25 protein-coding genes are annotated in these 25,585 nt (G+C 66.7%); all 25 read left to right on the top strand.

What is annotated here, in order from left to right; translation table 11 throughout:
- Positions 1-217 precede the first annotated feature (217 nt).
- The 25 genes from IAI54_RS15430 (at position 218) to IAI54_RS15310 (ending at position 25,577) form a co-directional block, all read left to right on the top strand.
- Complete coding sequence (locus IAI54_RS15430) at positions 218-1,144, top strand: ABC transporter ATP-binding protein (protein WP_187968046.1); 927 nt, start codon at positions 218-220, stop codon at positions 1,142-1,144.
- The gene (locus tag IAI54_RS15425; protein WP_187968045.1) at positions 1,141-1,902 is read left to right on the top strand and encodes an ABC transporter permease; all 762 of its coding nucleotides are present in this window, start codon (positions 1,141-1,143) and stop codon (positions 1,900-1,902) included. The genes IAI54_RS15430 and IAI54_RS15425 overlap by 4 nt, the downstream gene beginning before the upstream one ends.
- Before the next feature lie 208 nt (positions 1,903-2,110).
- Entirely contained in the window at positions 2,111-2,410 is a 300-nt protein-coding gene (locus tag IAI54_RS15420; protein ID WP_187968044.1) for a DUF6074 family protein, read from the top strand.
- A 518-nt stretch (positions 2,411-2,928) separates the two neighbouring features.
- Complete coding sequence (locus IAI54_RS15415) at positions 2,929-3,915, top strand: flagellin N-terminal helical domain-containing protein (RefSeq protein WP_187968043.1); 987 nt, start codon at positions 2,929-2,931, stop codon at positions 3,913-3,915.
- 318 nt (positions 3,916-4,233) lie between these two features.
- Entirely contained in the window at positions 4,234-5,847 is a 1,614-nt protein-coding gene (locus tag IAI54_RS15410; protein ID WP_210321133.1) for a globin-coupled sensor protein, read from the top strand.
- 31 nt (positions 5,848-5,878) lie between these two features.
- On the top strand, positions 5,879-6,154 hold the full coding sequence (locus tag IAI54_RS15405; RefSeq protein ID WP_187973174.1) for an STAS domain-containing protein: 276 nt from the start codon (positions 5,879-5,881) through the stop codon (positions 6,152-6,154).
- A gap of 1 nt (position 6,155) precedes the next feature.
- Positions 6,156-6,521: a response regulator gene (locus IAI54_RS15400; protein WP_187968041.1), complete on the top strand. Its 366-nt coding sequence runs from the start codon at positions 6,156-6,158 to the stop codon at positions 6,519-6,521.
- A 37-nt stretch (positions 6,522-6,558) separates the two neighbouring features.
- On the top strand, positions 6,559-8,700 hold the full coding sequence (locus tag IAI54_RS15395; protein ID WP_187968040.1) for a chemotaxis protein CheA: 2,142 nt from the start codon (positions 6,559-6,561) through the stop codon (positions 8,698-8,700).
- Between the two features lie 42 nt (positions 8,701-8,742).
- Positions 8,743-9,219 (top strand): chemotaxis protein CheW, encoded by a 477-nt coding sequence (locus tag IAI54_RS15390; RefSeq protein ID WP_126698717.1) that lies wholly within the window; start codon positions 8,743-8,745, stop codon positions 9,217-9,219.
- The gene (locus tag IAI54_RS15385; RefSeq protein ID WP_275403575.1) at positions 9,216-10,106 is read left to right on the top strand and encodes a CheR family methyltransferase; all 891 of its coding nucleotides are present in this window, start codon (positions 9,216-9,218) and stop codon (positions 10,104-10,106) included. Before IAI54_RS15390 ends, IAI54_RS15385 begins: the two co-directional genes overlap by 4 nt.
- Positions 10,103-11,185, top strand: coding sequence for a protein-glutamate methylesterase/protein-glutamine glutaminase (locus tag IAI54_RS15380; protein WP_187968039.1), 1,083 nt, complete (start codon positions 10,103-10,105; stop codon positions 11,183-11,185). Before IAI54_RS15385 ends, IAI54_RS15380 begins: the two co-directional genes overlap by 4 nt.
- Positions 11,173-11,562 (top strand): response regulator, encoded by a 390-nt coding sequence (locus IAI54_RS15375; protein ID WP_187968038.1) that lies wholly within the window; start codon positions 11,173-11,175, stop codon positions 11,560-11,562. Before IAI54_RS15380 ends, IAI54_RS15375 begins: the two co-directional genes overlap by 13 nt.
- Positions 11,559-12,101 (top strand): chemotaxis protein CheD, encoded by a 543-nt coding sequence (locus tag IAI54_RS15370; RefSeq protein ID WP_235679061.1) that lies wholly within the window; start codon positions 11,559-11,561, stop codon positions 12,099-12,101. The genes IAI54_RS15375 and IAI54_RS15370 overlap by 4 nt, the downstream gene beginning before the upstream one ends.
- 19 nt (positions 12,102-12,120) lie before the next feature.
- Positions 12,121-12,510 carry a hypothetical protein gene (locus IAI54_RS15365; protein ID WP_187968037.1) on the top strand — a complete coding sequence of 130 codons (390 nt, stop codon included), beginning with the start codon at positions 12,121-12,123 and terminating at the stop codon, positions 12,508-12,510.
- Between the two features lie 226 nt (positions 12,511-12,736).
- Positions 12,737-13,693, top strand: a complete 957-nt coding sequence (locus tag IAI54_RS15360; protein ID WP_187968036.1) for a TAXI family TRAP transporter solute-binding subunit — start codon at positions 12,737-12,739, stop codon at positions 13,691-13,693.
- A 123-nt stretch (positions 13,694-13,816) separates the two neighbouring features.
- Positions 13,817-15,910 carry a TRAP transporter permease gene (locus IAI54_RS15355; protein ID WP_187968035.1) on the top strand — a complete coding sequence of 698 codons (2,094 nt, stop codon included), beginning with the start codon at positions 13,817-13,819 and terminating at the stop codon, positions 15,908-15,910.
- Between the two features lie 172 nt (positions 15,911-16,082).
- Entirely contained in the window at positions 16,083-16,451 is a 369-nt protein-coding gene (locus IAI54_RS15350) for a DUF1850 domain-containing protein (protein WP_187968034.1), read from the top strand.
- Positions 16,452-16,577: 126 nt separating this feature from the next.
- Positions 16,578-17,486, top strand: a complete 909-nt coding sequence (locus IAI54_RS15345; protein WP_187968033.1) for a LysR family transcriptional regulator — start codon at positions 16,578-16,580, stop codon at positions 17,484-17,486.
- Between the two features lie 80 nt (positions 17,487-17,566).
- The gene (locus IAI54_RS15340; RefSeq protein ID WP_187968032.1) at positions 17,567-18,181 is read left to right on the top strand and encodes a Uma2 family endonuclease; all 615 of its coding nucleotides are present in this window, start codon (positions 17,567-17,569) and stop codon (positions 18,179-18,181) included.
- Positions 18,182-18,372: 191 nt separating this feature from the next.
- The gene (locus IAI54_RS15335) at positions 18,373-19,530 is read left to right on the top strand and encodes an ABC transporter substrate-binding protein (protein WP_187968031.1); all 1,158 of its coding nucleotides are present in this window, start codon (positions 18,373-18,375) and stop codon (positions 19,528-19,530) included.
- Positions 19,531-19,727: 197 nt separating this feature from the next.
- Positions 19,728-20,726, top strand: a complete 999-nt coding sequence (locus IAI54_RS15330; protein WP_187968030.1) for an ABC transporter ATP-binding protein — start codon at positions 19,728-19,730, stop codon at positions 20,724-20,726.
- Positions 20,726-21,676, top strand: a complete 951-nt coding sequence (locus tag IAI54_RS15325; protein WP_187968029.1) for an ABC transporter permease — start codon at positions 20,726-20,728, stop codon at positions 21,674-21,676. The genes IAI54_RS15330 and IAI54_RS15325 overlap by 1 nt, the downstream gene beginning before the upstream one ends.
- Positions 21,677-21,861: 185 nt before the next feature.
- Entirely contained in the window at positions 21,862-22,677 is an 816-nt protein-coding gene (locus tag IAI54_RS15320) for an ABC transporter permease (RefSeq protein ID WP_187968028.1), read from the top strand.
- Positions 22,678-22,813: 136 nt separating this feature from the next.
- Positions 22,814-24,241: a gamma-aminobutyraldehyde dehydrogenase gene (locus IAI54_RS15315; protein ID WP_187968027.1), complete on the top strand. Its 1,428-nt coding sequence runs from the start codon at positions 22,814-22,816 to the stop codon at positions 24,239-24,241.
- A gap of 145 nt (positions 24,242-24,386) precedes the next feature.
- On the top strand, positions 24,387-25,577 hold the full coding sequence (locus IAI54_RS15310; RefSeq protein ID WP_187968026.1) for an Mrp/NBP35 family ATP-binding protein: 1,191 nt from the start codon (positions 24,387-24,389) through the stop codon (positions 25,575-25,577).
- The last annotated feature ends 8 nt before the right edge of the window (positions 25,578-25,585 follow it).

Genomic DNA, 25,585 nt, shown 5'->3' with positions numbered 1-25,585 from the left:
TCCATAAGAGATTTTCGCAATTTAAAGCAAGTAATTCTACTTTTCTCGATCTGTTTCATTTAATTGCCAGGCGCGTTGTTGCGCTTCGTACGGCCACCAGTTCGTGCATGTAAATCAGTTGGAAGCGAACGCACGCCCACCCCCTCCTGTCAGCAGCCTCGCCTGGTCCAACGCCGCTGCTGCTGACAAACCGTCGCAGGTCTCCTACATGGCGGCCATGCAATCCATCATTTCCATCCAGGGTGTCTCGAAGCGCTATGCCACCGGCTTCGAGGCGCTGAAGACCGTCGATCTCGAGATCGCGGAGGGGGAGATCTTCGCGCTGCTCGGGCCGAACGGGGCGGGCAAGACGACGCTGATCTCGATCGTCTGCGGCATCGTCAACAAGAGCACCGGCACGGTGACCGTGGGCGGCCACGACAACGTCACCGCTTACCGCCAGGCGCGCGCGCTGATCGGGCTGGTGCCGCAGGAACTGACGACCGACATGTGGGAGACGGTGTGGGACACGGTCTCCTACAGCCGCGGGCTGTTCGGGCTGAAGCCCGACCCGGCGCATCTGGAAAAGGTGCTGCGCGACCTCTCGCTGTGGGAGAAGCGGAACGACAGGATCATGACGCTGTCGGGTGGCATGAAGCGGCGGGTGCTGATCGCCAAGGCGCTGTCGCACGAGCCGCGCGTGCTGTTCCTCGACGAGCCGACGGCCGGCGTCGACGTCGAGCTGCGCCGCGACATGTGGCAGATGGTGCGCGGCCTCAAGGCAGACGGCGTCACCATCGTGCTCACCACGCACTATATCGAGGAGGCCGAGGAGATGGCCGACCGGGTGGGCGTCATCTCCAGGGGCGAGATCATCCTCGTCGAGGAGAAGGCCGAGCTGATGCGCAAGCTCGGCCGCAAGGAGCTCGCCATCACGCTGAAGGACCCCGTCGCCGCGGTGCCGGAGGCGCTCGCCGAGTACCAGCTTGCGCTGTCGCCCGACGGCGCGACACTGACCTACGCCTACGACACCCAGGCCGACCGGACCGGGATCACCCGCCTCCTGCGCGATCTCGATGCCGCCGGCATCCGGCTGCGCGATCTCGACACCCGCCAGAGCACGCTGGAGGACATCTTCGTCAACCTGGTGAGGAACGGCCGATGAACATGCGCGCGATCTACGCGATCTACCGCCAGGAGATGGCGCGCACGCGGCGCACGCTGCTGCAGAGCATCGTTTCGCCAGTCATCTCGACCGCGCTCTATTTCGTGGTCTTCGGCGCGGCCATCGGCAGCCGGATCGAGGAGATTGACGGCATTTCCTACGGCGCCTTCATCGTGCCGGGGCTGATCATGCTGTCGCTCTTGACCCAGAGCATCTCCAACGCCGCCTTCGGCATCTACTTCCCGAAATTCGTCGGCACGATCTACGAACTCCTGGCGGCGCCGATCTCCTATCTCGAGATCGTCGTCGCCTTCGTCGGCGCGGCGGCCACCAAGGCCACCATTCTCGGGCTGATCATCCTCGCCACCGCCTTCCTGTTCGTGCCGCTCCGGATCGAGCATCCCTTCGTGATGCTGGTCTTCCTGGTGCTGACGGCGGTGACCTTCAGCCTGTTCGGCTTCATCATCGGCATCTGGGCCGACAATTTCGAGAAGCTGCAACTGGTGCCGCTGCTCGTCGTCACGCCGCTCACTTTTCTCGGCGGCAGCTTCTATTCGATCGACATGCTGCCGCCGTTCTGGCGCACGGTGACGCTGTTCAACCCGGTGGTCTATCTCGTCAGCGGCTTCCGCTGGAGCTTCTTCGGCCAGTCCGACGTCAACGTGGTGATCAGCCTGGGCATGACCTTCGCGTTCCTGGCGCTCTGCCTCGGCATCGTGGCCTGGATCTTCCGTACCGGCTATCGCCTGAAGAACTGATGCCGCCGCAGGTCACGGCTCGCGACGCCCGATAACCTTCCGTCAACACTCTCCGCGCAGTGTCGCACATGCCGGTCGCGAGCGATTCGGCCGCGAGGTTGCAGTTCCAGCCGCCTGTTGCGACGCCCCCGGGGCGAAGGGCACGCCTGTCGTGCCGCTTCGACCGGCGGCGCAGTCGCGCTCGCCGCCGGCCAGTAGGAGAGACGTCTTGAGCACCGAGTCCGCCGCCGCCGAAATCCGCTCCGAAGACGAGGCCAGCCGTGTCGTCGTCTTCCCGCTCTGGCGCCGGGCGGACGCAGTCCGCCGCGTGGCGATGAACCTGGCGGTGATCGCCGGGACGGAGGAGGCGGACGACTACCGCTTCGAGGTCGCGGATCGCTACTTCGCCGAGCTCACGGCGATGGGCGTGGCGGAGTTCGAGCAGGACGAGCTGGTCGGCGCCTTCTTCCACCAGGTCGATCTGGCGCTGGAGGTCCTCTACGACGACGTCAGCGAAAGTGCCCGCTGACGGACGCGCACAGCGTTCCCGTCGCGCCACCGACTGTATGGACCAAGGCCTCCGCCCCGCGGGGGCCTTTTTCATTTCCATCAATCCCGTTTCCGCTTCCGGCTGAACGCCCGGCGCGGCCCGCCGCCGCAATCGTCGGGGAGCGCGAATCACCGCGCGGTTTCGGGGACGCGCAAGTCGATCTGCGTCAAGGATTCGCGCTTCGCAGGTCTTTGCCGGCGCTCGACGGTTAACGATTGTTGCCAAATTCTTGCAATCCCCGAGGCCTCCCCACGGCGCGGTCTCCGGTCGGAATCGCATTGAAATAATTAGATATTATCGGATTGCATACGCGGTGCGGGCCTGGCTCCCGGAGGGCCGCACGGCACCGTTAACGTCGATTTACCCTTTGTTAAGCACGTTCATTCACAAAGATTAAGAGGCGGCTATCGGTCTACCCGGCCAAGGAGATCGAACGCCGATCGGGGTGACAATTCGACTCGGAATGATGTCCGGGCAGATCATGAAGGGGCCATAGCGTGTCCAGTATTCTGACCAACGCCGCAGCGATGACCGCGCTGAAGAGCCTCCAGGCGACGAACAAGTCGCTGGAGATGACGCAGGCGCGCATTTCCACGGGCTACCGGGTGGGGCAGGCCAGCGACAACGCCGCCTACTGGTCGATCGCCACGACCATGCGCTCCGACAACAAGGCGCTGCTGACGGTCCAGGACGCGCTGGGGCTCGGCGCGGCCAAGATCGACATCGCCTATACCGGCGTGAGCGAGACCATCAAGGTGGTCGACGAGATCAAGGCCAAGCTGGTGGCGGCACGCGAGCCGGGCGTGGACCGCTCCAAGATCCAGGCGGAGATCTCCGCGCTGCAGGGCCAGCTCCTGGGCAACGCCTCGACCTCCTCCTTCGCCGGGGAAAACTGGCTTTCGGTCGACTCCGATTCGACCGACTACAATTCCTCCAAGTCGATGGTCGCGTCCTTCACCCGCGCGTCCGACGGCACCGTCTCGGTTTCGACGATCACCATCAGCACCGATTCCATCAAGCTCTTCGACGCGGCGGCAGACGTGGCGCCTGCCGGTGTCGGCGACGTCGAGACCGGTGTCGGCATCCTCGACGCGAGCTACGACGAGGACACCGGCCAGAGGATCACCAACACGTCGATCTCGACCTTCTCCGTCTCGACGCTCGACATTTCCGGGCTGACGAACAACGCAGCCGACCTCGACATCCTCGACAACTATATCGTCGCCGTCGACGACGCGATCAGCCGCATGACCATTGCCGCCAGCGATCTCGGCGCGGCAAAGAAGCGCGTCGACCTGCAGGTCGACTTCGTCAGCAACCTGATGGACGCGATCGACCGCGGCGTCGGATCGCTGGTCGATGCCAACATGAACGAGGAGTCGACCCGACTCCAGGCGCTGCAGGTGCAGCAGCAGCTCGGCATCCAGGGGCTGTCGATTGCCAACGCCAGCGTCCAGGGCATCCTCTCGCTCTTCAAGGGTTAAGCTGCTGGCGCCCGGGGCCGGGCGCGCGCACTCCTCGTCCTCCGTCGTTCGCGAACCCGCACCGGACCTCGCATGGTTCCGATGCGGGTTTGCCGGCTATCTTCCGGACGGCAAGGCGAAGACACGGCGCGGCCGGCGCTGCGAGCCGAAAAAGGTTTCGTCCGCAGCGGTTGGCCATGCACCGTTAAGGAGGGTTAAACGATTGCGTGCCAAGTGTAGTCCATGGTGGCTTGGCACGATTGGCCAAAGGCATGAAGCCGCGACACCAGCGCCGGTCGAACCGGGATGTACCGTTTTCGCGCCCTGGGGGACAAGGGGATGGCGACCGTCCGGACCTACGACCACGATATTTCCGCACGCCTTGAATTCATGGGGCTCGACGCCCCGGCGCGCGCCAACCTCAAGAAACTCAAGCCGGCCATCGCCAATGCGGTCGACCAGGCGCTCGATGCGTTCTACGCCAAGGCGCGGGCCAATCCGGCCACCAGCAGGCATTTCAAGGGCGACGACCATGTCGCCAGCGCCAAGCGCCGTCAGACGTCGCACTGGAGCGTGATCGCCGAGGGCGAGTTCGGCGAGGCCTATGCCCGCGCGGTGCTGGCGATCGGCAACACCCATGCCCGCCTCGGTCTCGAACCTCGCTGGTACATCGGCGGATACGCCCTCATCGCCGAAAAACTGTTCGACGCGATCGTCGCCGAACACTGGCCGAAGTTCAGCGTGGGCGGTGGCGCGAAGTCCGCCGTCGCTGCGTCGGTGAGCAGCCTGATGAAGGCGGTGCTGCTCGACATGGACCTCGCCATCTCGACCTATCTCGACGCGCTCGAGCAGGAACGCCAGAAGCTCGACAGCGAAATGCGGACCGCGAGGGAGCGGCAGGACGGGGCGATGGCTTCCATCAGCCGTGCGCTGTCCGAACTCGCACAAGGCGACCTGCGGGTGCGGATCACCGAACCGCTGGCGCCAGAGTTCGAACAGCTGCGCCACGATTTCAACGCGACGGCCGGTGCCCTCGAAAGCGCCATCGAGAAGGTGTCCGCGGCTGCCGTCGGGATCGGCGGGAGCTGCGACGAGATCGGCCAGGCCTCCGACGACCTGTCGCGCCGGACCGAGCAGCAGGCCGCGAGCCTCGAAGAAACCGCCGCGGCCGTGGAAGAACTGACCGCGAGCGTGCGCCGCGCCGCCGAAGGGGCCAATGTGGCGGCCCAGAAGGTCATCGCGGCGCGCAAGGAGGCGGAGAATTCCGGATCCATCATGCAGGATGCGGTGCGCGCCATGAGCGGCATCGAGAAGTCGTCACGCGAGATCTCGCAGATCATCGGGGTCATCGACGAGATCGCCTTCCAGACCAACCTGCTCGCGCTCAATGCCGGCGTCGAGGCGGCACGGGCGGGCGAAGCCGGCAAGGGCTTCGCGGTCGTCGCTCAGGAAGTGCGCGGGCTTGCCCAGCGCTCGGCCGAGGCTGCCAAGGAGATCAAGGGCCTGATCCAGACGAGTTCGGCCCAGGTGGACGATGGCGTCAAGCTGATCGACGAGACCGGAAAGGTCGCCGAACGGATCGTGCGTCAGGTCATCGAGATCGATTCGCTCGTCGCCGAGATGGCGTCGTCGACCAAGGAGCAGTCGACCGGCCTCTCCGAAATCAACACCGCCGTCTCGCAGATGGACCAGGCCACGCAGCAGAACGCCGCGATGGTGGAGCAGACGACCGCGGCCGTTCATTCGCTGCGCACCGAGGCGGCCGAACTCGTCCGCTCGATCGCAGGCTTCAGCATCAGCGCCGCCGCACAGGCGAGCCCCGTCAGGCCGACCGGTCGGTCCGCGAAGGCGCCGGCCCGCGCCGCAGCGCCCCGCCACGCGACCGCTCCCGCTTCGCACGGCTCAACCGCGCTGAAGGTGGTCGCCGATGCGGATGGCTGGGAAGAGTTCTGAGACTCCAGAGGAAACGTGAATGAAACAAGCCATGTCCACCACATTGGCCTTGCCGCCGGTTCTCGACATCACGGCGGCCGGCCCCCTCGCCTCCGAATTCCTCCGCGCCCGGGGGAAGGACATTTCCATCGATGCGTCAAAGGTCGAACGCGTCGGCGGGCAGTGCATCCAGGTCCTGCTGTCGGCAGTGGCCACGTGGACGCTCGACGGAATGGAATTCGACCTCGCGAACCCATCTGCCGCGCTCGTGGAAGGCCTCGACATCGCGGGGCTGGAGCCGGCCAACTTCATTGCAAGGAACGCTTGAAATGACGAAAACGGTACTGACTGTGGACGATTCCCGCACGATCCGCGAAATGCTGCGCGCCGCGCTGACGGAGGCCGGCATGAACGTGCTGCAGGCCGAGGACGGCGTGCACGGGCTGGAGGTGCTCGACGGGGCGATGCCCGACGTGATCGTCACCGACATCAACATGCCGCGGATGGACGGCTTCGGTTTCATCGAGGCGGTGCGCGGCAGCAACAAGCACCGTGCGATCCCGATCCTGGTCCTGACCACCGAGAGCGTCGACGACAAGAAGGACCGCGCCCGCCGCCTCGGCGCGACGGGCTGGATCGTCAAGCCGTTCGACCCTGCCAAGCTGGTCAACGCCATCAATCGCGTCGCGGCCTGATCAAACAGAAGACCGGGGGAGCTGGCCAGTGGATACCATGGCGGCAATCAAGCAGACTTTCTTCCAGGAGTGCGAGGAGCAGCTCGCCGAACTGGAGACCGGTCTGCTTGCGATCGAAAGCGAAGAGCACGACGCCGACACCATCAACGCGGTGTTCCGGGCAGTCCACTCGATCAAGGGCGGCGCCGGCGCGTTCGGCCTCGAGGATCTGGTCCGGTTCGCCCATACGTTCGAGACGACGCTCGATCTGGTCCGCAGCGGGCAGATCCAGCCTGATGCCGGGCTGATCAAGCTCATGCTGCGGTCGTCCGACATCCTGGCCGATCTCGTGCGCATCTCTCGCGATGGCGGCGAGATGGACGAAGGGCGCGTCTCCCAGATCCACGACGAACTGACGCGCGCCGCCCAGCCCGGTGCCGCCGCGCCTGCAGCACCCGCGCCTGCTGCGCCGGCCTTCGCGCCGCTGCCGGCCGTCGAGGCTGCAGGTGACGACGACTTCGTGCCGATCACGATCAGCTTCGACGACCTTCTGGGCGGCGGCGATCCTGCGCCCGAGGAGCAGGTCTTCGTGGTCAGCTTCCGGCCGAAGCCGGAGCTGTACGCAAAGGCCAACGACGCCATCAAGCTGCTGCGCGAAATCCGCGCCCTCGGCGATGCCGACGTCGCCTGCGACATCTCCGAGGTACCGCTGCTGACCGAGCTCGACCCGGAAGGCGCCTACCTCTCCTGGACGATCCGCCTCGGCTCCAACGTGACGGAAGCGCAGGTGCGGGAGGTCTTCGAATTCGTCGAGTTCGACTGCGACGTGTCGGTGACGGCGGAGCCCAGGGTGGACCCGAATTTCGAGTTCGTTCCGGCCCCGGCCGCCGAGACGCGGGATGCCGCGCCCGTGCTGACCGAGGAAGGGCCGCTGATCCCCGAATCCGTGCTCGCCAAGATCGCACAGGTCAACGCCGAGCCCGCCAAGGCTTCGCCCGCGGCCGCCGGCCAGGCGCAGCCGACCCAGCAGGCCCAGACGACGATCCGCGTCGACCTCGACCGCGTCGACCGCCTGATCGACCTCGTCGGCGAGCTGGTCATCAACCAGTCGATGCTGTCGCAGCGCGTCACGGAAGCCGGGATCGCGCGGCTGTCGGAGGTCGCCGTCGGTCTCGACGACCTCGAGCAGCTGACCCGCGAAATCCAGGACTCCGTGATGGCGATCCGCGCCCAGCCGGTGCGGCCGATCTTCCAGCGCATGTCGCGGGTGGTTCGCGAAGTGGCCGACATGGTCGGCAAGTCGGTCCGCCTGGTCACGGAGGGGGAGAACTGCGAGGTCGACAAGACCGTCATCGAACGGCTGGCAGACCCGCTGACCCACATGATCCGCAACGCGGTCGACCACGGGCTCGAGAAGCCCGAGGACCGCGTCAAGGCCGGCAAGCCGGAACAGGGCGTCGTGCGGATGACCGCCGCCCACCGCTCCGGCCGCGTCATCATCGAGGTTTCCGACGATGGGGCGGGCATCAACCGCGCCCGCGTCAAGGAGATCGCCGTCAAGCGCGGCGTGATCGAACCGGGCGTGCAACTGTCGGACAGCGAGATCGACGACCTCATCTTCGCGCCGGGCTTCTCGACGGCAAGCACGGTGTCGGACGTGTCCGGCCGCGGCGTGGGCATGGACGTCGTCAAGCGCTCGATCCAGGCCCTGGGCGGACGTATATCGATCTCGTCGAAGCCGGGGCTGGGGACCACCTTCACGCTCAGCCTGCCGCTGACGCTCGCCGTCCTCGACGGCATGGTGGTGACGGTGGCCGGCCAGACGCTGGTTGTGCCGCTCACGGCGATCGTCGAGACGCTGCAGCCGAAGGGACCGGAAGTGCACGGTCTCGGCGAGCGCGCCAAGGTCATCGCCATCCGCGGCACGTTCATCCCGCTCATCGATGTCGGCTACAAGCTCGGCTACCGCTACGAGGAGGCCGATCCGCTGAACAGCGTCGCCATCATGGTGGAATCCGAGAACCGGGCGCAGAGCGCGCTGATGGTCGACGGCATCATCGGCCAGCAGCAGGTCGTCATCAAGAGCCTCGAAACCAACTACGGCCAGGTCTTCGGCGTGGCCGCCGCAACCATCCTCGGCGACGGCCGGGTTGCCGTCATTCTCGACGTCGATGCCATCGTCGCCGGCAACCGCTCCTAGCCGGCGACAGCCGGGCATGCCCAAGGAAAGAGGAACGCAGTTATGATGCACGTCAAGGAACACGACCTGTCGAAGAACAGCGAGCTCATCGCCTTCCGTCTCGGAGGCCAGGAGTTCTGCGTCGACATCATGTCCGTCCGGGATATCCGCGGCTGGACCCCCACCACCCCGCTGCCGCATTCGCCGGGCTACGTGAAGGGCGTGATCAACCTGCGCGGCTCGGTGCTGCCCGTGATCGACCTCGCCGCGCGCCTCGGCTTCCGCTCGACGGAACCGACCGCCCGCCACGTCATCATCGTGACGCAGGTCGGCAACCAGTCGGTCGGACTGCTGGTCGACGCCGTCTCCGACATCCTGACCATCAATGCCGACACGATCCAGCCGACGCCCGACGTCGCCTCCGAACTGGCCCGGGCTTTCATGAAGGGCGTGCTGGCCATCGAAGGCCGGATGATCAGCCTGATCGGGCTGGACAGCGTGCTGCAGTCGACCCGCGAGAACTCGGGATTCCTGAATTGAAATCCACCGCCGCCTCCCTGTCGGGCGGGATCGTGCCCGGAGAATATCTGCTGACGGCGGAGGATTTCCGCCAGATCGCGGATATCCTGCACGATCACGCCGGCATCCAGCTCACGGAAACGAAGGCTGCGCTGGTCTATGCGCGGCTGGCCAAGCGCCTGCGGGCGCTCGGGCTGGAGAGTTTCCGGGATTACTGTGCCTATGTCGCCAAGTCCGACGGACTCGACGAACGGCAGCGGATGGTGGCGGCGCTGACCACCAACGTCACCAAGTTCTTCCGCGAGGCGCACCATTTCGAGCACCTGCGTCGCACCGTCCTGCCCCCGCTGCTGGAGGCCGCGCGCCGCGGTGCACCGGTGCGGATCTGGTCGGCCGGCTGTTCGAACGGGCAGGAGGCCTACTCGGCTGCGCTGGTGATCCTGTCGATGATGCCGGACGTCGGTCGCCACGACGTCAAGATCCTCGCGTCCGACATCGATCCGAACATGATCGCAGAAGGCAAGGCAGCGGTCTATCCGGACCAGGCGCTCACCGACGTGCCCGCCGACCTGAGGAAGCGCTGGCTGCATCGTGCGCCGGGCGGCTTCGGAGATCAGCAGCTCTGGCGGGTCGCCGACGAGGCGCGCAATCTGGTGGCCTTCCGCGAACTCAACCTTTTCGCGAAGTGGCCGATGCAGCGCAAGTTCGACGTCATCTTCTGCCGCAACGTCGTCATCTACTTCGACAAGATCAAGCAGGCCGCTCTCTGGACGCGCTTCTCCGAAGCGCTGAAGCCGGACGGCTGGCTCTACATCGGCCATTCCGAGCGTGTCTCGGGGCCTGCGGCCGACAATTTCGTCAGCGACGGGATCACGACCTGGCGCCACGCAAAGGGGGGTGCACGATGAAGCCGGTCCGGGTCCTTATCATCGACGACAGTGCCACGATGCGACGCATCATCGGCTTCGCGCTGTCCTCCAACCCCGCGATCCAGGTCGTGGGCGAGGCCCCCGATCCGACGGAAGCGTTCAGGCTCGTCGACAGCCTGGATCCGGACGTCATCACGCTCGACATCGAGATGCCGAAGATGAACGGGATCGATTTCCTGCGCCGCGTCATGAAGCACCGGCCGCGGCCGGTGATCATGGTCTCGACGCTGACCGTCAACGGCGCGGCGGTGACGATCGAGGCACTCGCCATCGGCGCCTTCGACTGCGTGGCCAAGCCTTCGCTGAAGGACGACCGTTCCTTCGACGATCTGATCGAGAAGGTCATCGCGGCGGGCGCCGTGCGCGCCCGCTCCGCCGGCGGCATGGCCCGGCCGGTGCCGGTCCGCGAGCCGGCGGCCCCCGTCCCCTCCGCACCGGTCATGGCGGGGGGCGCGACGGAACGCCTCATCGCCATCGGCGCCTCGACCGGCGGCGTCGAAGCGCTGATCGCGGTACTGTCCGAGTTCCCGATGGACTGTCCGCCGACGGTCATCACGCAGCACATGCCGGCCAACTTCACCCGCTCCTTCGCCGAGCGGCTCGACCGGCTGTGCCGGCCGACGGTTCAGGAGGCCGACGACCGACGGCCGCTGCAGCGGGGCAACATCTACATCGCGCCGGGCGGCGGGCGGCACATGGAGGTCGTGCGCGGGGCGGGCGGCTTCGAGACCCGGCTCCGCGAGGGCGACACGGTCTCCGGGCATCGGCCTTCGGTCGACGTGCTGATGAACTCGGTGGCGGCCGCCGCGGGGCGCGATTGCGTCGGCGTCATCCTGACGGGCATGGGGCGCGATGGCGCCCAGGGCCTGCTGAAGATGCGCCAGAACGGCGCGAGGACCATCGGGCAGGACGAGACGTCCTCCCTGATCTACGGAATGCCGCGCGTGGCCCAGGAGGTCGGCGCGGTCCAGAAGCAACTGCCACTGAGCCGTATCGCCCGGGAGATCTTCACGGGCGCAAGGTCGACGAGAGAAGGGACCATGGTATGTCACTCCTAGCTCAGCTGAAGATCCTCGTGGTCGACGACACCACCACCAGCCGCATGCTGCTGCGCGACGCCCTCGAAACCATCGGCTTCAGGAACATCGCGGTCGCCGCGGACGGCGAGCAGGCCATGCAGGTGATGATGACGCAGCCGTGCCACCTGATCATTTCGGACATGAACATGCCGAAGATGAACGGCCTACAGCTTCTGCATGCGATCCGCACCTACAAGCCCACGTCGCGCACGCCCTTCATGATCCTGACCGGCAACAACGACAAGAACGTGCTGATCGAGGGGCGCAAGATGGGTCTCAACAACTACCTCAACAAGCCCTTCACGACCCCCGATCTGAAGAAGGCTCTGGAAGCGATCGTAGGGAGGCTGCATTGATTCTGCCAGGTCGACCCGACCGGGTTCACGTCATCCAGGGTGAATGCGCGGTCTCCGACAAGCCCGAAACGGTGCTGACAACCGTGCTGGGATCCTGCGTCGCCGCCTGCATGCGCGACCCGGTGCTGAAGATCGGCGGAATGAACCATTTCCTGCTGCCGGGCGAGGGCGAGCGGTCGCGCCTCAACGAGGCCGAGCGTTTCGGGGTGTACCTGATGGAGTTGCTGGTCAACGGCCTCCTGAAGCGCGGCGCCCGGCGCGAGAACCTCGAGGCGAAGCTGTTCGGCGGCGCCCGCACGATCCAGAACTTCACCGACATCGGGGCCAAGAACATCGAGTTCGCACGCCGATTTCTCGACAATGAAGGCATCAAATACGCCGGTGGCAGTGTCGGCGGCGACCAGGGCCGGCGGCTGGAGTTCCAGCCGCACACGGGCAAGGCGCGGCAGTTTCTCCTGCCCAAGGCCATCGCGCCCGTTCCGACGCCGGAGCCGCGCGTCCCGGCGCCTGCCGCCGGCGGCGAACTCGAATTGTTCTAGGACCAGAGGTTTCGCCTGCATGTCGCTTCCAGCCAAGACCGTCCAGCACGATCCGCACCACGAGACGGTGCGCGACGTCATCGCGCGCATCGAGGCGGAACTCGAGACGATCGCGCATGCGATCGACGTCAACCATGCCCACATCGCCGTCGCGGTCGGGGATGCGATCCAGGGCAAGCCGGGGTTCATCCGCGCCATGCAGGAGGGCGACCTCATCTACCAGAAGGTCTCCGGCATCGCCGGTTTCCTGCGCTCGCTGATGGAGGTCATGCCGGAGGATTGGGAGGTCGAAACCGGGGTAGCGACGCGCGACGTCAAGCTCGCCGAACTCGCCGGCCGCATCGGCGCCCGCGCGCAACTGGTCATCGTGGAGCGCAACGACGACTTCGGCGACTGCGACATGTTCTGAAGGCCTTTCTCGCGGGGGCGGGACCCAAGACCGGCGCCGGCCATTCCTGGCCGGTGCCGGTTGCCTTTCCGACCTTGCGGACGACGCCGAAGTGGAGCGGATGCCGACGGCGCGATGATCCGAGGTCGGCCCAGTATTTAAGGGTTGGCTTTCCCATCCCAGTCACTAACATGGCCTTCAGGACCGTGCGGCTCCTCGCACGGAGAACATCATCGGGAGGTCCATCATGTTCGACGTCGGCACCCGTCTGCTTGCCGCAGGCGCCCTGTCGGTCACGCTCGCCTTCGGCGCCATGCCGGCGAAGGCGGACGAATTCATCAACGTCCTGACGGGCGGCACGTCCGGCGTCTATTATCCGCTCGGCGCGGCGCTGGCCAAGATCTACGGCGAAAAGATCGAAGGCGCGCGCACCCAGGTGCAGTCCACCAAGGCCTCGGTCGAGAACCTGAACCTGCTGCAGAAGGGCAGCGGCGAGATCGCCTTCGCGCTCGGCGATTCCGTCAAGGCGGCCTGGGAGGGCGACGCGGAGGCGGGCTTTTCCAGCAAGCTCGACAAGCTTCGCGGCATCGCGGCGATTTATCCGAACTACATCCAGATCGTCGCCTCGCAGGAATCCGGCATCAAGAGCTTCGAGGACCTGAAGGGCAAGAGCCTGTCCGTCGGCGCTCCGAAGTCGGGAACCGAGCTCAACGCGCGCCAGATCTTCAAGGCGCTCGGCATGACCTACGAGGATCTCGGCCAGACGGAGTACCTGCCGTTCGGCGAGTCGGTCGAACTGATCAAGAACCGCCAGCTCGACGCCACGCTGCAATCGGCCGGCCTCGGCGTCGCCTCGATCAAGGACCTCGCGACCGCGCTGCCGATCACCATGGTGGCGGTGCCGGAGAGCGTGGCCGCGACCCTCGGTGCGCCTTTCCTGGCCGCCACCATCCCGGCCGGCACCTACGAAGGCCAGTCCGCGGACGTGCCGACGCTCGCCATCACCAACATTCTGGTGACCCATTCCGACGTCTCCGACGAGACGGCCTACCAGATGACCAAGCAGCTGTTCGAGAACCTGCCCGAGATGGTGGCCGCCCACGCTGCCGCCAAGGCGATCGATGCCGCGGCCGGGGCCAAGGGACTGCCGATCCCGCTGCATCCGGGTGCGGAGCGGTACTACAAGGAAAAGGGCCTGCTCTGATCCGCTGCGGATCGGACCAGATGTCCAGACAGTGCGACCGCTCCTTTCCGGCGGTCGCACGCTGCGGCCGCCTTGCTCGGGCGGCCGCAGCGCCATGGCGAGACCGTGATCCCGGAACATGACATGAGCAATCCACCAGCAAGCGACGTCGGTTCCTCCGCCACCTTCCATGACCCGACCGGCGGCGGCTTTCCCGCCACGCGGGAGGGCCGGCTGCTGTTCTGGATCGCCGTCGCCTTCTCGGTGTTCCAGCTGGCCACCGCAGCGCACGTGCTCAACCTGCCGAGCCAGATCGTCCGCTCCTTCCATGTCGGCTTCCTGCTCCTGCTCGCCTTCCCGCTGGTGGCGGCTGCCGCGGGCTGGCGCCTGCCGTGGAAATCGCTCGCCTGGGCGCTGGCCGCCGCCAGCGTCGCCGTGGCGCTCTACCAGTGGATCGAGTACAAGCCGCTGATCCTGCGCGCCGGCGATCCGCTGCCGCGCGACATCGTCTTCGGCGTGACCGCGCTCGTCACCATTTTCGCGGCGGCCTGGCTGATCATGGGGCCGGCGCTGCCGATCATCGCGGGCGCCTTCCTCGCCTACTGCCTGTTCGGACAATTCCTGCCCGCTCCCCTCGACCACCGCGGCTACGACTTCGCGCAGGTGATCGATCACATGACCTACGGGACCGAGGGCATCTACGGCATCCCGATCTACGTCTCCTCGACCTACATCTTCCTGTTCATCCTGTTCGGCGCCTTTCTGGAGAAAGGCGGAATGATCCGCCTCTTCACCGACATCTCGATGGGGCTGGTCGGCCACGCGCGCGGCGGCGCGGCCAAGGTGTCGGTCATCTCGTCGGGGCTGATGGGCACGATCTCGGGGTCGGGCGTCGCCAACGTCGTCACCACCGGCCAGTTCACGATCCCGCTGATGAAGCGTTTCGGCTACCGGCCGGCCTTCGCGGGCGGCGTCGAGGCAACCGCCTCGATGGGCGGGCAGATCATGCCGCCGGTGATGGGCGCGGTCGCCTTCATCATGGCCGAGACGCTGGGCATCGAATACTACGAGGTGGTCAAGGCGGCGATCGTGCCGGCCATCCTCTATTTCGCCTCGACCTTCTGGATGGTGCATCTCGAAGCCGGCAAGCGCGGGCTGATGGGCCTGCCGCGCGCCGAACTGCCGTCGGCGCTGGGTGCGCTGAAGCAGGGCTGGTACCTGCTGCTGCCGCTCGGCGTGCTGGTCTACCTGCTGTTCACCGGCTACACGCCGCTGTTTGCCGGCACCGTCGGCCTTGCGCTGACCGTGCTGCTGATCCTTGGCGGCTCGGTGGCGCTGGGACTGCCCGGCCAAGCGATCCGATTCGTCTTCTGGATCGGGCTCGGCCTCGTGGCAGCGAGCTTCTTCCGCTACGGCATCGGCGTCGTGCTGGCTGCCGCGGCGCTGCTCGTGATCGCCAACGTCTTCGTGGAGGGCGGGCGGCGAACGCTCGCGGTGTGCCGGGACTCGCTCGCCGACGGCGCCCGCACGGCACTGCCCGTCGGCATCGCCTGCGCGATCGTCGGCATCATCATCGGCACCATGACGCTGACGGGTGTGGCCAACACCTTCGGCCAGTACATCGTCTCGGTCGGGCAGAACTCGCTGTTCCTGTCGCTGGTGCTCACCATGATCACCTGCATCGTGCTCGGAATGGGCATTCCGACCATCCCGAACTACATCATCACCTCCACCATCGCCGGGCCGGCCCTGCTGGAGCTCGGCGTGCCGCTGATCGTCAGCCACATGTTCGTGTTCTATTTCGGCATCCTGGCCGACCTGACGCCGCCGGTGGCGCTCGCCTGCTTCGCCGCCGCGCCAATCGCCAAGGAGAGCGGGCTCAGGATCTCGATGGAGGCGATCAAGGTCGCCGCCGCGGGCTTCGTCATTCCCTACATGGCCGTCTACACGCCGGCCCTGATGCTTCAGGACGGCGGGCCGCTCGCAGCGACGGTCGGCTACTGGCCGGCGGTGGCCTATATCGTCTTCAAGGCCGGGCTGGCGATCGCGCTGTGGGGCGCGGCGGTGATAGGCTATCTGCGCGCGCCGCTCGCCGCCTGGGAACGGCTGCTCGCAGCGGCGGCGGCCTTCACGCTGGTCGCGGCGCTGCCGGTGACCGATGAAATCGGCTTCGCGCTCGCCTTGCTCGTGCTCGGGCTGCACTTCTGGCGGACCCGGGCGCGGCCGGCGGCGGCGTGATGTCTTTGGCCGTGCTGCCAACGATGGCACTCTACGGCGCCTCCCTCTGTCCTGCCGGGTGGGGCGAGCCACGGGTCTCGCCCGTCCTTCGGACCCCCCTTGAGGGGGAAATGCCGGCAGGCAGAGGGGGGTATGGGTGCGTGGCGGCGGACGCGAGGTCCGACACCCGCCCATGCCCCTAGCCCTCTGCATCGTCGCCGCGGGGAAGACCACGGTGCTCGCCGCCTCCGCCTTCACGCTCGCCTGGACGCATTCGGTGGAAAAGACCCGCTGGGAAGAGGACTGGCAGGTGACGCCGGCCGGGCTCGAACTGGTCGCCGCCCGCGTGGCAGGCACGGGCGCCGGCATGGAGATTCCCGACGGCGCGGTGCTCGAGGACGGCGTCTGGACGTACCGGCCATACCTGCCGCCGCAGACGGCACTGCGGCTCGCCAGTTCCGGCGCGACGGGGCAGGGCTGGGAATTCTGCGCCGCGGGAACGTGCCTGTCCATCGGTGTCGAGCCAGGTGAGCCGGTGGAGATCAGGGGCTGCAAGGAGTAGGACGCGACAGGACTCTGCGTGGGTCAGGACTGCGGCACACGCCAACCTCCATCGGCGAATCGCGCAGGCGCGACCGCCGGCCCGCTCCCCGCTTTCCTTTCGCGTCAACGGCCGTATGAATGAGCCATGGCCTTCACGCTCCGCCAGTTGCAGTACTTCGTCGCCGTCGCCGAGCAGGGGACGGTGAGCCGTGCGGCGCAGAACCTGTCGATCTCTCAGTCGGCCGTCACCGAGGCGATCAAGGAACTGGAGGGCGATCTGGGGGTGGCGCTGTTCGACCGGCACGCGCGCGGCCTGTCGATTACCCACAAGGGCCATCAGTTCCTGCGGCATGCCACCAAGATCCTGGCCGACGTCTCGGATGCGCGGCGCAGCTTTTCAGGCGAACCGGCGACGGCGACCGGGCGGCTGCAGCTCGGCGTCACCTCGCTGGTGGCCGGCTACGTGCTGTCGGACCTGCTCGCCCGCTACCGCCGCGCCTGGCCGGCGGTGGACGTGTCGGCGATCGAGGACAATGGCGACTATCTCGAGCACCTGCTGGTCGGCGGCGAACTCGACGTGGCGGTGACCGTCATCTCCAACCTTCGCGACCGGATGGCGCTGCAGGCGGAGATCCTCGAGGTCTCGCCCTACCGGCTGTGGCTGCCGCTCGGCCACCGGCTGGTCGACGCGGACTCCATCGCGCTGTCGGATCTGTCGGCGGAACCGCTGATCATGCTCACCATCGACGAGATCGAGGAGAGCACCGGCAAGCTGCTCGCCGCACTCGGCACCCGCCCCCACGTCGCCTTCCGCACGCGCTCGGTGGAGGCGGTGCGCAGCCTGGTGGCGACCGGGGCGGGGGTGGCGCTGCTGCCCGACCTCGTCTACCGCCCATGGTCGCTGGAAGGCGATCGCATCGAGAGCCGCGACATCTCCGGCGCGCTGCCGGTGGTGCAGGTCGGCATGGTGTGGCGGCGCGGCTCGGTGCTGTCGCAGACCGCGCGCGACTTCATCGCGCTGGCGCAGGGGCAGCGGATGCAGCGGGGGCGGTGAGGGCCCGCCAGGGATGGGCGTCGTTCCGACCAGAACCCGGAAATTGCGGCAGCCTTGCGCGACGTGGTATGATCGTTCCCATGAACCAGCTGTTCCGCAACCCGGACCTTCGCTCCCCCAACCTGCCGCTCACCACGCAGGCCGCCGAGGGCTTGGCGCGGCGGCGATGGAGCGTGGCCGAGATCGAGGCGCTGGTGAAGGCCGGCGTGCTGGACGAGAACGAGCGCTTCGAGCTGATCGGCGGGGAGATCGTGCCCATGAATGCGAAGGGCATACGGCACGAGGTGCTGAAGAGCGCGCTGATTTACCATTTCGTCCGGACCGCGCCAGCCGAGTTCGTCTTTGCCGGAGAAACGACCTTCCGTCTCAGCGACGACACGTTCGTCGAGCCCGACTTCGTGTTCTTCCGCAAGGCCGACGGGCTCGCTGCGCTGGCGCCGAAGACGGCGCTGCTGGCGGTCGAGGTGGCGGATTCCAGCCTGCGCTGGGATCTCGGGCGCAAGGCGCTGATCTACGCGCATTTCGGCATTCCGGAAATGTGGGTGATCGACGCGGTGAAAGAGACGACCCACGTTCACACGGCGCCGGGACTGGAGGGTTATGGCTCGATCCGGGAGGTGGCGGCCGACGCGGAGGTGCAATCCATGGCCATCCCCGGCCTCTCCGTCGGCCTGGCAAAGCTGGAGCGTTTCTGACCGTTGCGGACGTGGCTCGCGGCGCCTTTCGCAGGGCATGCGCCGGTGAAGAGGTCGGACAATGAGCAATCGGAATTTCCGATATGTCGTTTCTGACGAATGAAATTGCGAAAGCCGGGATTCGTGGCACTCTGGCGTCAGGGATCATGCCGCCGCCTCAGAGAGCGGCCCCCGACAATGGGAGAATCGTCATGAAGAAGCTTCTCGAGTCATGCACTGCGCTGGCGCTCGCGCTCAGCGTCTCGACCTCCGCCTTCGCCCAGGTCACGTCGATCGGCGAGAGCGAGGGACAGGTCAACATCGTCGCCTGGGCCGGCTACATCGAGCGCGGCGAGACGATGAAGGAATTCGACTGGGTGACCAAGTTCGAGGAGGCCTCGGGCTGCAAGGTCAATGTCAAGACCGCCAACACCTCCGACGAGATGGTGGCGCTGATGAACGAGGGCGGCTTCGACCTCGTGACCGCGTCGGGTGACGCCTCTCTGCGCCTCATTGCCGGCAAGCGCGTGCAGCCGATCAACATCGACCTGGTGCCCAGCTGGTCCACCGTCGACGAGCGGCTGAAGAACGCGCCCTGGCACACGGTCGACGGCGTGCACTACGGCGTGCCCTACATGTGGGGTCCGAACGTTCTGATGTACAACACCAACGTCTTCAAGGAGGCGCCGACCTCGTGGAACGTGGTGTTCGAGGAGATGGACCTGCCCGACGGCAAGACCAACAAGGGCCGCGTGCAGGCCTATGACGGCCCGATCCACGTGGCCGATGCCGCGCTGTACCTGATGACGCACAAGCCGGAACTCGGCATCAAGAGCCCCTACGAGCTCAACGAGGACCAGTACAAGGCCGCTCTCGACCTGCTGCGCCAGCAGCGCAAGCTCGTCGGCCGCTACTGGCACGACGCCTTCATCCAGATCGACGACTTCAAGAACGAGGGCGTCGTGGCGTCCGGTTCCTGGCCGTTCCAGGTGAACCTGCTCAAGTCTGACAACCAGCCGGTCGCCTCGGTGTTCCCCAAGGAGGGCGTGACGGGCTGGGCCGACACGACCATGATGCATGTCGACGCGGCCAACCCGAACTGCGCCTACAAGTGGATGGAGCATTCGCTGTCGTCGAACCTGCAGTCGGACCTGTCGGTCTGGTTCGGCGCCAACCCCTCTGTGCCCGCCGCCTGCACCGACGGTCGCGGCATGCAGACCGCCGAGGGCTGCACGACCAACGGCATGGATCATTTCGAGGACGTCCGGTTCTGGACCACGCCGACCTCGAAATGCGCCAGCCAGAACGACCAGTGCGTGCCCTACTACCGCTGGGTATCGGACTATGTCGGGGTGATCGGCGGCCGCTGAGGCGGATACGCCGGCACGGCCAGTCCGCGCGCGCCCTCACCGTCTCGGGCTTCGCCCGATCCACCTCTTCCCCATGTGCATGGGGGAGAGGAACCGCAGCGCTTGCGGTTGGCGCTCCTCTCCCCGGACAGGGGGAGAGGAGGCGCGAAGGGTCGGTGAGGGGTGCGCCGCATTCGCAGCAGGATCGTTCGACCACGATGACCACAGCCGTCTCCTTCCAGTCCGTCTCACGGCATTACGGCCCGGTGAAAGCGGTCGATCGGGTGGACCTCGCCGTCCGGGAAGGCGAATTCTTCGCCATGCTGGGCCCGTCCGGGTCTGGCAAGACGACGTCGCTCCGGCTGATCGCAGGCTTCGAACAGCCGACGGCGGGACATATCGAGATATTCGGCGAGACCGCGGAGGGCGTTCCGCCTTACCGGCGCAACGTCAACACGGTGTTCCAGGACTATGCGCTGTTTCCGCACCTCAACGTCGTCGACAACGTCGCCTACGGGCTGATGGTGCGCGGGGTGGGCAAGCCCGAGCGGCGCAAGGCAGCGGAAGAGGCGCTGGCACTCGTCAAGCTGCCCGGTTACGGCGACCGGCGGCCCGGACAGCTGTCGGGCGGCCAGCGACAGCGCGTGGCGCTGGCGCGTGCGCTCGTCAACCGGCCGAAGGTGCTCCTGCTCGACGAGCCGCTCGGCGCGCTCGACCTCAAGCTGCGCGAGCAGATGCAGGAGGAACTGAAGGTGCTGCAGCGGAGCCTCGGCATCACCTTCGTCTTCGTGACCCACGACCAGGGCGAAGCCCTGTCCATGGCCGACCGCGTGGCGGTGTTCAGCGAGGGTCGCATCATGCAGGTGGGAACGCCGGAGGAAATCTACCAGCGTCCGGCCTCCCGCTTCGTGGCCGATTTCGTCGGTTCGTCCAACGTCCTGCCGCCGGACTTCGTGCAGCGCTATTGCGGACAGCGCGGCTGGGGCAGCCTTCGCCCCGAGCAGATTCGCATCCAGCGCGAGGCCGCAGGCGACGGGGTGCCCGCGCGGGTGATTTCGAAGAACTATCTCGGCGCCGCCACCCGCGTGGCTCTGGACGCCCACGGCCTGCGGCTCAACGCCGTGCTGCCCGCCGGCACCCGCCTGCCGGAGGACGGCGAAGCGGTGGTGCTGACCTTCAACCGCGATGCCATGCACGTGATGGGGGAGGAGGCCTGATGGCCGTGTCGGCCAGCCCGGCGATCCTGCCGCGCCGCGGAGGCGTCGCAGGGGCGATGTCGGATACGTTCTGGCGGCATCCGGGGCTGCTGCTGTTCCTGCTGCTGACGCCGCCGGTGCTGTGGCTCGGCATCATCTATCTCGGGTCGCTGTTCGCACTCCTGGCGCAGAGCTTCTTCTCGATCGACGAGTTCTCGGGCCTCGTCCAGTACGAGTTCACGCTGAAGACCTATGGCGAACTGCTGCGGGCGCAGAACCTCGACATCATCCTGCGGACCGTTTCGATGGCGGCGATCGTGACGCTGGCGGCGGCGGCAGTGGCCTTTCCGATCGCCTATTTCGCGGCGCGCTACGCGAAGGGAAAGTGGAAGGCGTTCTTCTATCTCGCGGTCATGCTGCCGCTGTGGTCGAGCTATCTCGTCAAGGTCTATGCCTGGAAGCTGATCCTGGCCAAGGAAGGCATCCTGAACTGGCTGCTGGCCAAGCTGCACCTGACATGGCTGCTCGAAGCCTGGCTGTCGCTGCCGATCGTCGGCGGGAATTCGCTGTCGTTCAGCTATACCGGCACGTTTCTCGTGTTCCTCTACGTCTGGCTGCCCTTCATGATCCTGCCGCTGCAGGCGGCACTGGAGCGCGTGCCGGGCAATCTCGTGGAAGCCTCCTCGGACCTCGGCGCGCGGCCGGCCACGACCTTCCGGCACGTGATCTTCCCGCTCGCACTGCCCGGGCTGGTGGCCGGCTCGATCTTCACCTTCTCGCTGACCCTGGGCGACTACATCATCCCGCAGATCGTCGGCACGTCGCGGCTGTTCATCGGCCAGGCGGTCTACGCACACCAGGGCACGGCGGGCAACATCCCGCTGGCGGCCGCCTTCACGGTGGTACCGATCGTGGTGATGGGGTTCTACCTCTGGGGCGCCAAGAGGCTGGGGGCGTTCGATGCGATGTGAGATGGTGCCCGCCTTCGCGCCGTCATCCTCGGGCTTGTCCCGAGGATCTACCGCCGGCCGACCGATAGTCGCAGCCATCGGCATGCTTCTTTGCTCACCGACATTCACAACCCGCGAACGCTGGCAGATCCTCGGGACAAGCCCGAGGATGACGGCCGAGCGGAGGCTGCGAGCGGGAGTTCCCCATGCGTGCTGACCGCAACGAGCGGGCGTCGCTGCCCTTGACGCTTGCCGCGGCGGCCGGGCTCCTGTTCCTGCACCTGCCGATCCTGCTCATCTTCGTCTATGCCTTCACGACGGAGGACAAGAGCTATGCCTGGCCGCCGCCCGGCTTCACCACGAAATGGTTCGCGGTGACGTGGAACCGGCCGGACGTGTGGGAGGCGCTGACGCTGTCGGTCAAGGTGGCGTCGATCTCGACCGCGGTCGCGCTGGTGCTCGGCACGCTGTGCGCGGCGGCCGTCAGCCGGACGAAATTCTTCGGCCGCGAGACCATCTCGCTGCTGGTCATCCTGCCGATCGCGCTGCCCGGCATCATCACCGGCATCGCGCTGCGTTCGGCCTTCTCGATCGCCGAGATTCCGTTCTCGACCTGGACGATCGTGCTCGGGCACGCGACCTTCTGCGTGGTCGTTGTCTACAACAACGCGGTGGCGCGCTTCCGGCGCACCTCGGCCTCCCTGATCGAGGCCTCGATGGATCTCGGTGCGGACGGTTTCCAGACGTTCCGATACGTGATCCTGCCCAACATCGGCACGGCGCTGCTGGCCGGCGGCATGCTCGCCTTCGCACTGTCCTTCGACGAGGTGATCGTGACCACGTTTACGGCCGGGCAGCAGGCGACGCTGCCGATCTGGATGCTGGAGGAACTGGTGCGGCCTCGGCAGCGCCCGGTGACCAACGTGGTGGCGATGGTGGTGGTGATCGTCACCTTCCTGCCGATCCTCGCCGCCTTCTATCTGACCCGGGACGGCGACCAGATCGCGGGGGGCGGCAAATGAAACGGGCGAGTGGCGAACAGCGAATAGCGAATAGCGAATAGGGAATAGGGAATAGGGAATAGGGAATAGGGAATAGGGTCTTTCCATTCGCCATTCGCCATTCGCCATTCGCTTCTCGATAAAAGGGAGAGACACCATGGACACCGCAATGCTGATCGGCTCGCGCTTCGAGGCCGGGACCGAGACCGAGGAACCGATCCTCAACCCCAGGACGGGCGCGACGATCCTCAATCTGCCCGAGGCCAACCAGGGCCAGATCGAGGCGGCGGTCGCGGCCGCCGACAAGGCTTTCGCGACATGGTCGCGTACCACGCCCGCGCAGCGTTCTGGCTACCTGCTCAAGATCGCCGAACGCATCGAGGCGGAGGCCGAGGGGTTCGCGGCGCTGGAGGCGCTGAACTGCGGCAAGCCGATCAACGCGGTGAAGAACGACGAGATCCCCGCGATCGTCGACTGCTACCGCTTCTTCGCCGGCGCGGTGCGCTCGATGCCGGGCGCGGTGGCGGGCGAGTACCTGCCGGGCTTCACCTCGATGATCCGGCGCGACCCGATCGGCATCGTGGCCTCCATCGCGCCGTGGAACTATCCGTTGATGATGATGGCCTGGAAGCTGGCGCCTGCCATCGCCGGCGGCAACACCGTCGTCTTCAAGCCTTCCGAGCAGACGCCGCTGACGGCGCTGAAGCTCGCCCGCATCCTGGCGGAGGTGCTGCCGGAAGGCGTGGTCAACGTGGTGCTCGGGCGCGGCGAGAGCGTCGGCAACGCGCTGATCAACCATCCCAAGGTCAACATGATCTCGATCACCGGCGACATCGCGACCGGCAAGAAGGTGCTGCAGGCGGCGGCCAAGTCGGTCAAGCGCACGCATCTGGAGCTCGGCGGCAAGGCGCCGGTGATCGTGTTCGACGATGCCGATCTCGGTGCCGTGGTCAGCGGCCTGCGTGCCTTCGGCTTCTACAATGCCGGCCAGGACTGCACCGCCGCCTGCCGTATCTACGCCGGCGAGAAGATCTACGAGAAGCTGGTCGCCGACCTCTCCTCCGCCGTCTCGACCATCGCCTACGGCCAGGAGGACGACACGGTCAACGAGATCGGACCGCTGATCTCGAAGCGTCAGCGCGACCGCGTCTCTTCCTTCGTCGAGCGCGCCTCGGAACTGAACCACATCGAGATCACCACCGGCGGCAAGCCGGGCGAGGGGGGCGGCTTCTACTACCAGCCGACCGTCGTGGCCGGCGCGCTGCAGTCGGACGAGATCGTGCGGCGCGAGGTGTTCGGGCCGGTCGTCTCCGTGACGCGCTTCTCCGACGTCGACGAGGCGGTAGGCTGGGCCAACGACAGCGACTACGGCCTCGCCTCCTCGGTGTGGACGAAGGATGTCGGCCGCGCGATGGCCACCGCGTCGCGGCTGCAGTACGGCTGCACCTGGATCAATACCCATTTCATGCTGACCAACGAGATGCCGCATGGGGGGCTGAAGCAGTCCGGCTACGGCAAGGACATGTCGCTCTACGCGCTGGAGGACTATACGGCGGTGCGCCACGTGATGGTGGCGCACGGCTAGCGGCAGCTTACCGACCACGAACGGCGCGCCGCGAAATCCTTCGCGTCGCGTCGCCTTTCGGGCCTTCTGCGCCGCCACCCCGCTTGGTGTCGGGGCGTCATTGACCTATGTGTGACGTCAGACCGCGCATTCAGCAGGGGGCCAGATGTCCGTCACGAAGGAAACCGTCATCGAGAAGCTGCGGACGATCCCCGGACCCGATGGGGGCGGGGACATCGTGTCGCTCGGGCTCGTGTCGGACATCTTCATCGCCGACGGCAAGGCATTCTTCTCCATCACCGTGCCGGCGGCCCGCGCCCGTGAACTGGAGCCGCTGCGCGAGACCGCCGAGCGCGCGGTGAAGGCGATCCCGGGTGTCACCGGCGCCATGGTGGCGCTGACGGCCGAGAAGAAGGGCGGCGGGATGGAGCGGGCGCCGGCGCCGCCGCCGCGTCCCGCGCCGCAGGCCCATTCGCACGGGCATTCGCATGGCCATTCACACGCGCCGCGCCCCGCGCCCGAGTTGGCGCCCGCCTCGCGCCAGCCGGGCAAGCGCGGCGTTCCAGGCGTGGCCGCCATCATCGCCGTCGCCTCCGGCAAGGGCGGCGTGGGCAAGTCGACCACGGCCGTCAACCTGGCGCTCGGCCTCGTGGCGCTCGGCATGAAGGTCGGCATCCTCGACGCCGACATCTACGGCCCGTCCATGCCGCGTCTGCTCGGCTTGTCGGGCAGGCCCGAGACGGTGGACGGCAAGGTGCTGAAGCCGATGCAGCGCTACGGGCTGAAGGCGATGTCGATGGGTTTCCTCGTCGAAGAGGAGACGCCGATGATCTGGCGCGGACCGATGGTGATGTCGGCTCTGACGCAGATGCTGCGCGAGGTGGAATGGGGGGCGCTCGACGTGCTTGTGGTCGACATGCCGCCCGGCACCGGCGACGCGCAGCTGACCATGGCGCAGCAGGTGCCGCTCGCGGGCGCCGTCATCGTCTCCACGCCGCAGGACCTGGCGCTGATCGACGCCCGCAAGGGTCTGAACATGTTCCGCAAGGTGGACGTGCCACTGCTCGGCATCGTCGAGAACATGAGCTACTTCGTGGCACCCGATACCGGCACGCGCTACGACATCTTCGGCCACGGCGGTGCGCGCAGGGAGGCCGAGCGTCTCGGCGTCCCGTTCCTCGGCGAAGTGCCGCTCGAGATGGCGATCCGCGAGAGTTCGGACGCGGGCGCGCCTGTCGTGGTCTCGCAGCCGGATGGACCGCACGCGCGGGTCTATCGCGACATAGCCGCCAAGGTCATCGAGCAACTCGAGGTCGGCAAGGGCGGCGGCGAGGGACCCGCGATCGTGTTCGAATAGGCGGCGGG

Origin of the sequence: Aquibium microcysteis (genome assembly GCF_014495845.1) — a bacterium.
Lineage (GTDB): Bacteria > Pseudomonadota > Alphaproteobacteria > Rhizobiales > Rhizobiaceae > Aquibium > Aquibium microcysteis.
The sequence above is the reverse complement of the archived record's forward strand: the minus strand, read 5'-3'. Positions and strand labels throughout refer to the sequence as shown.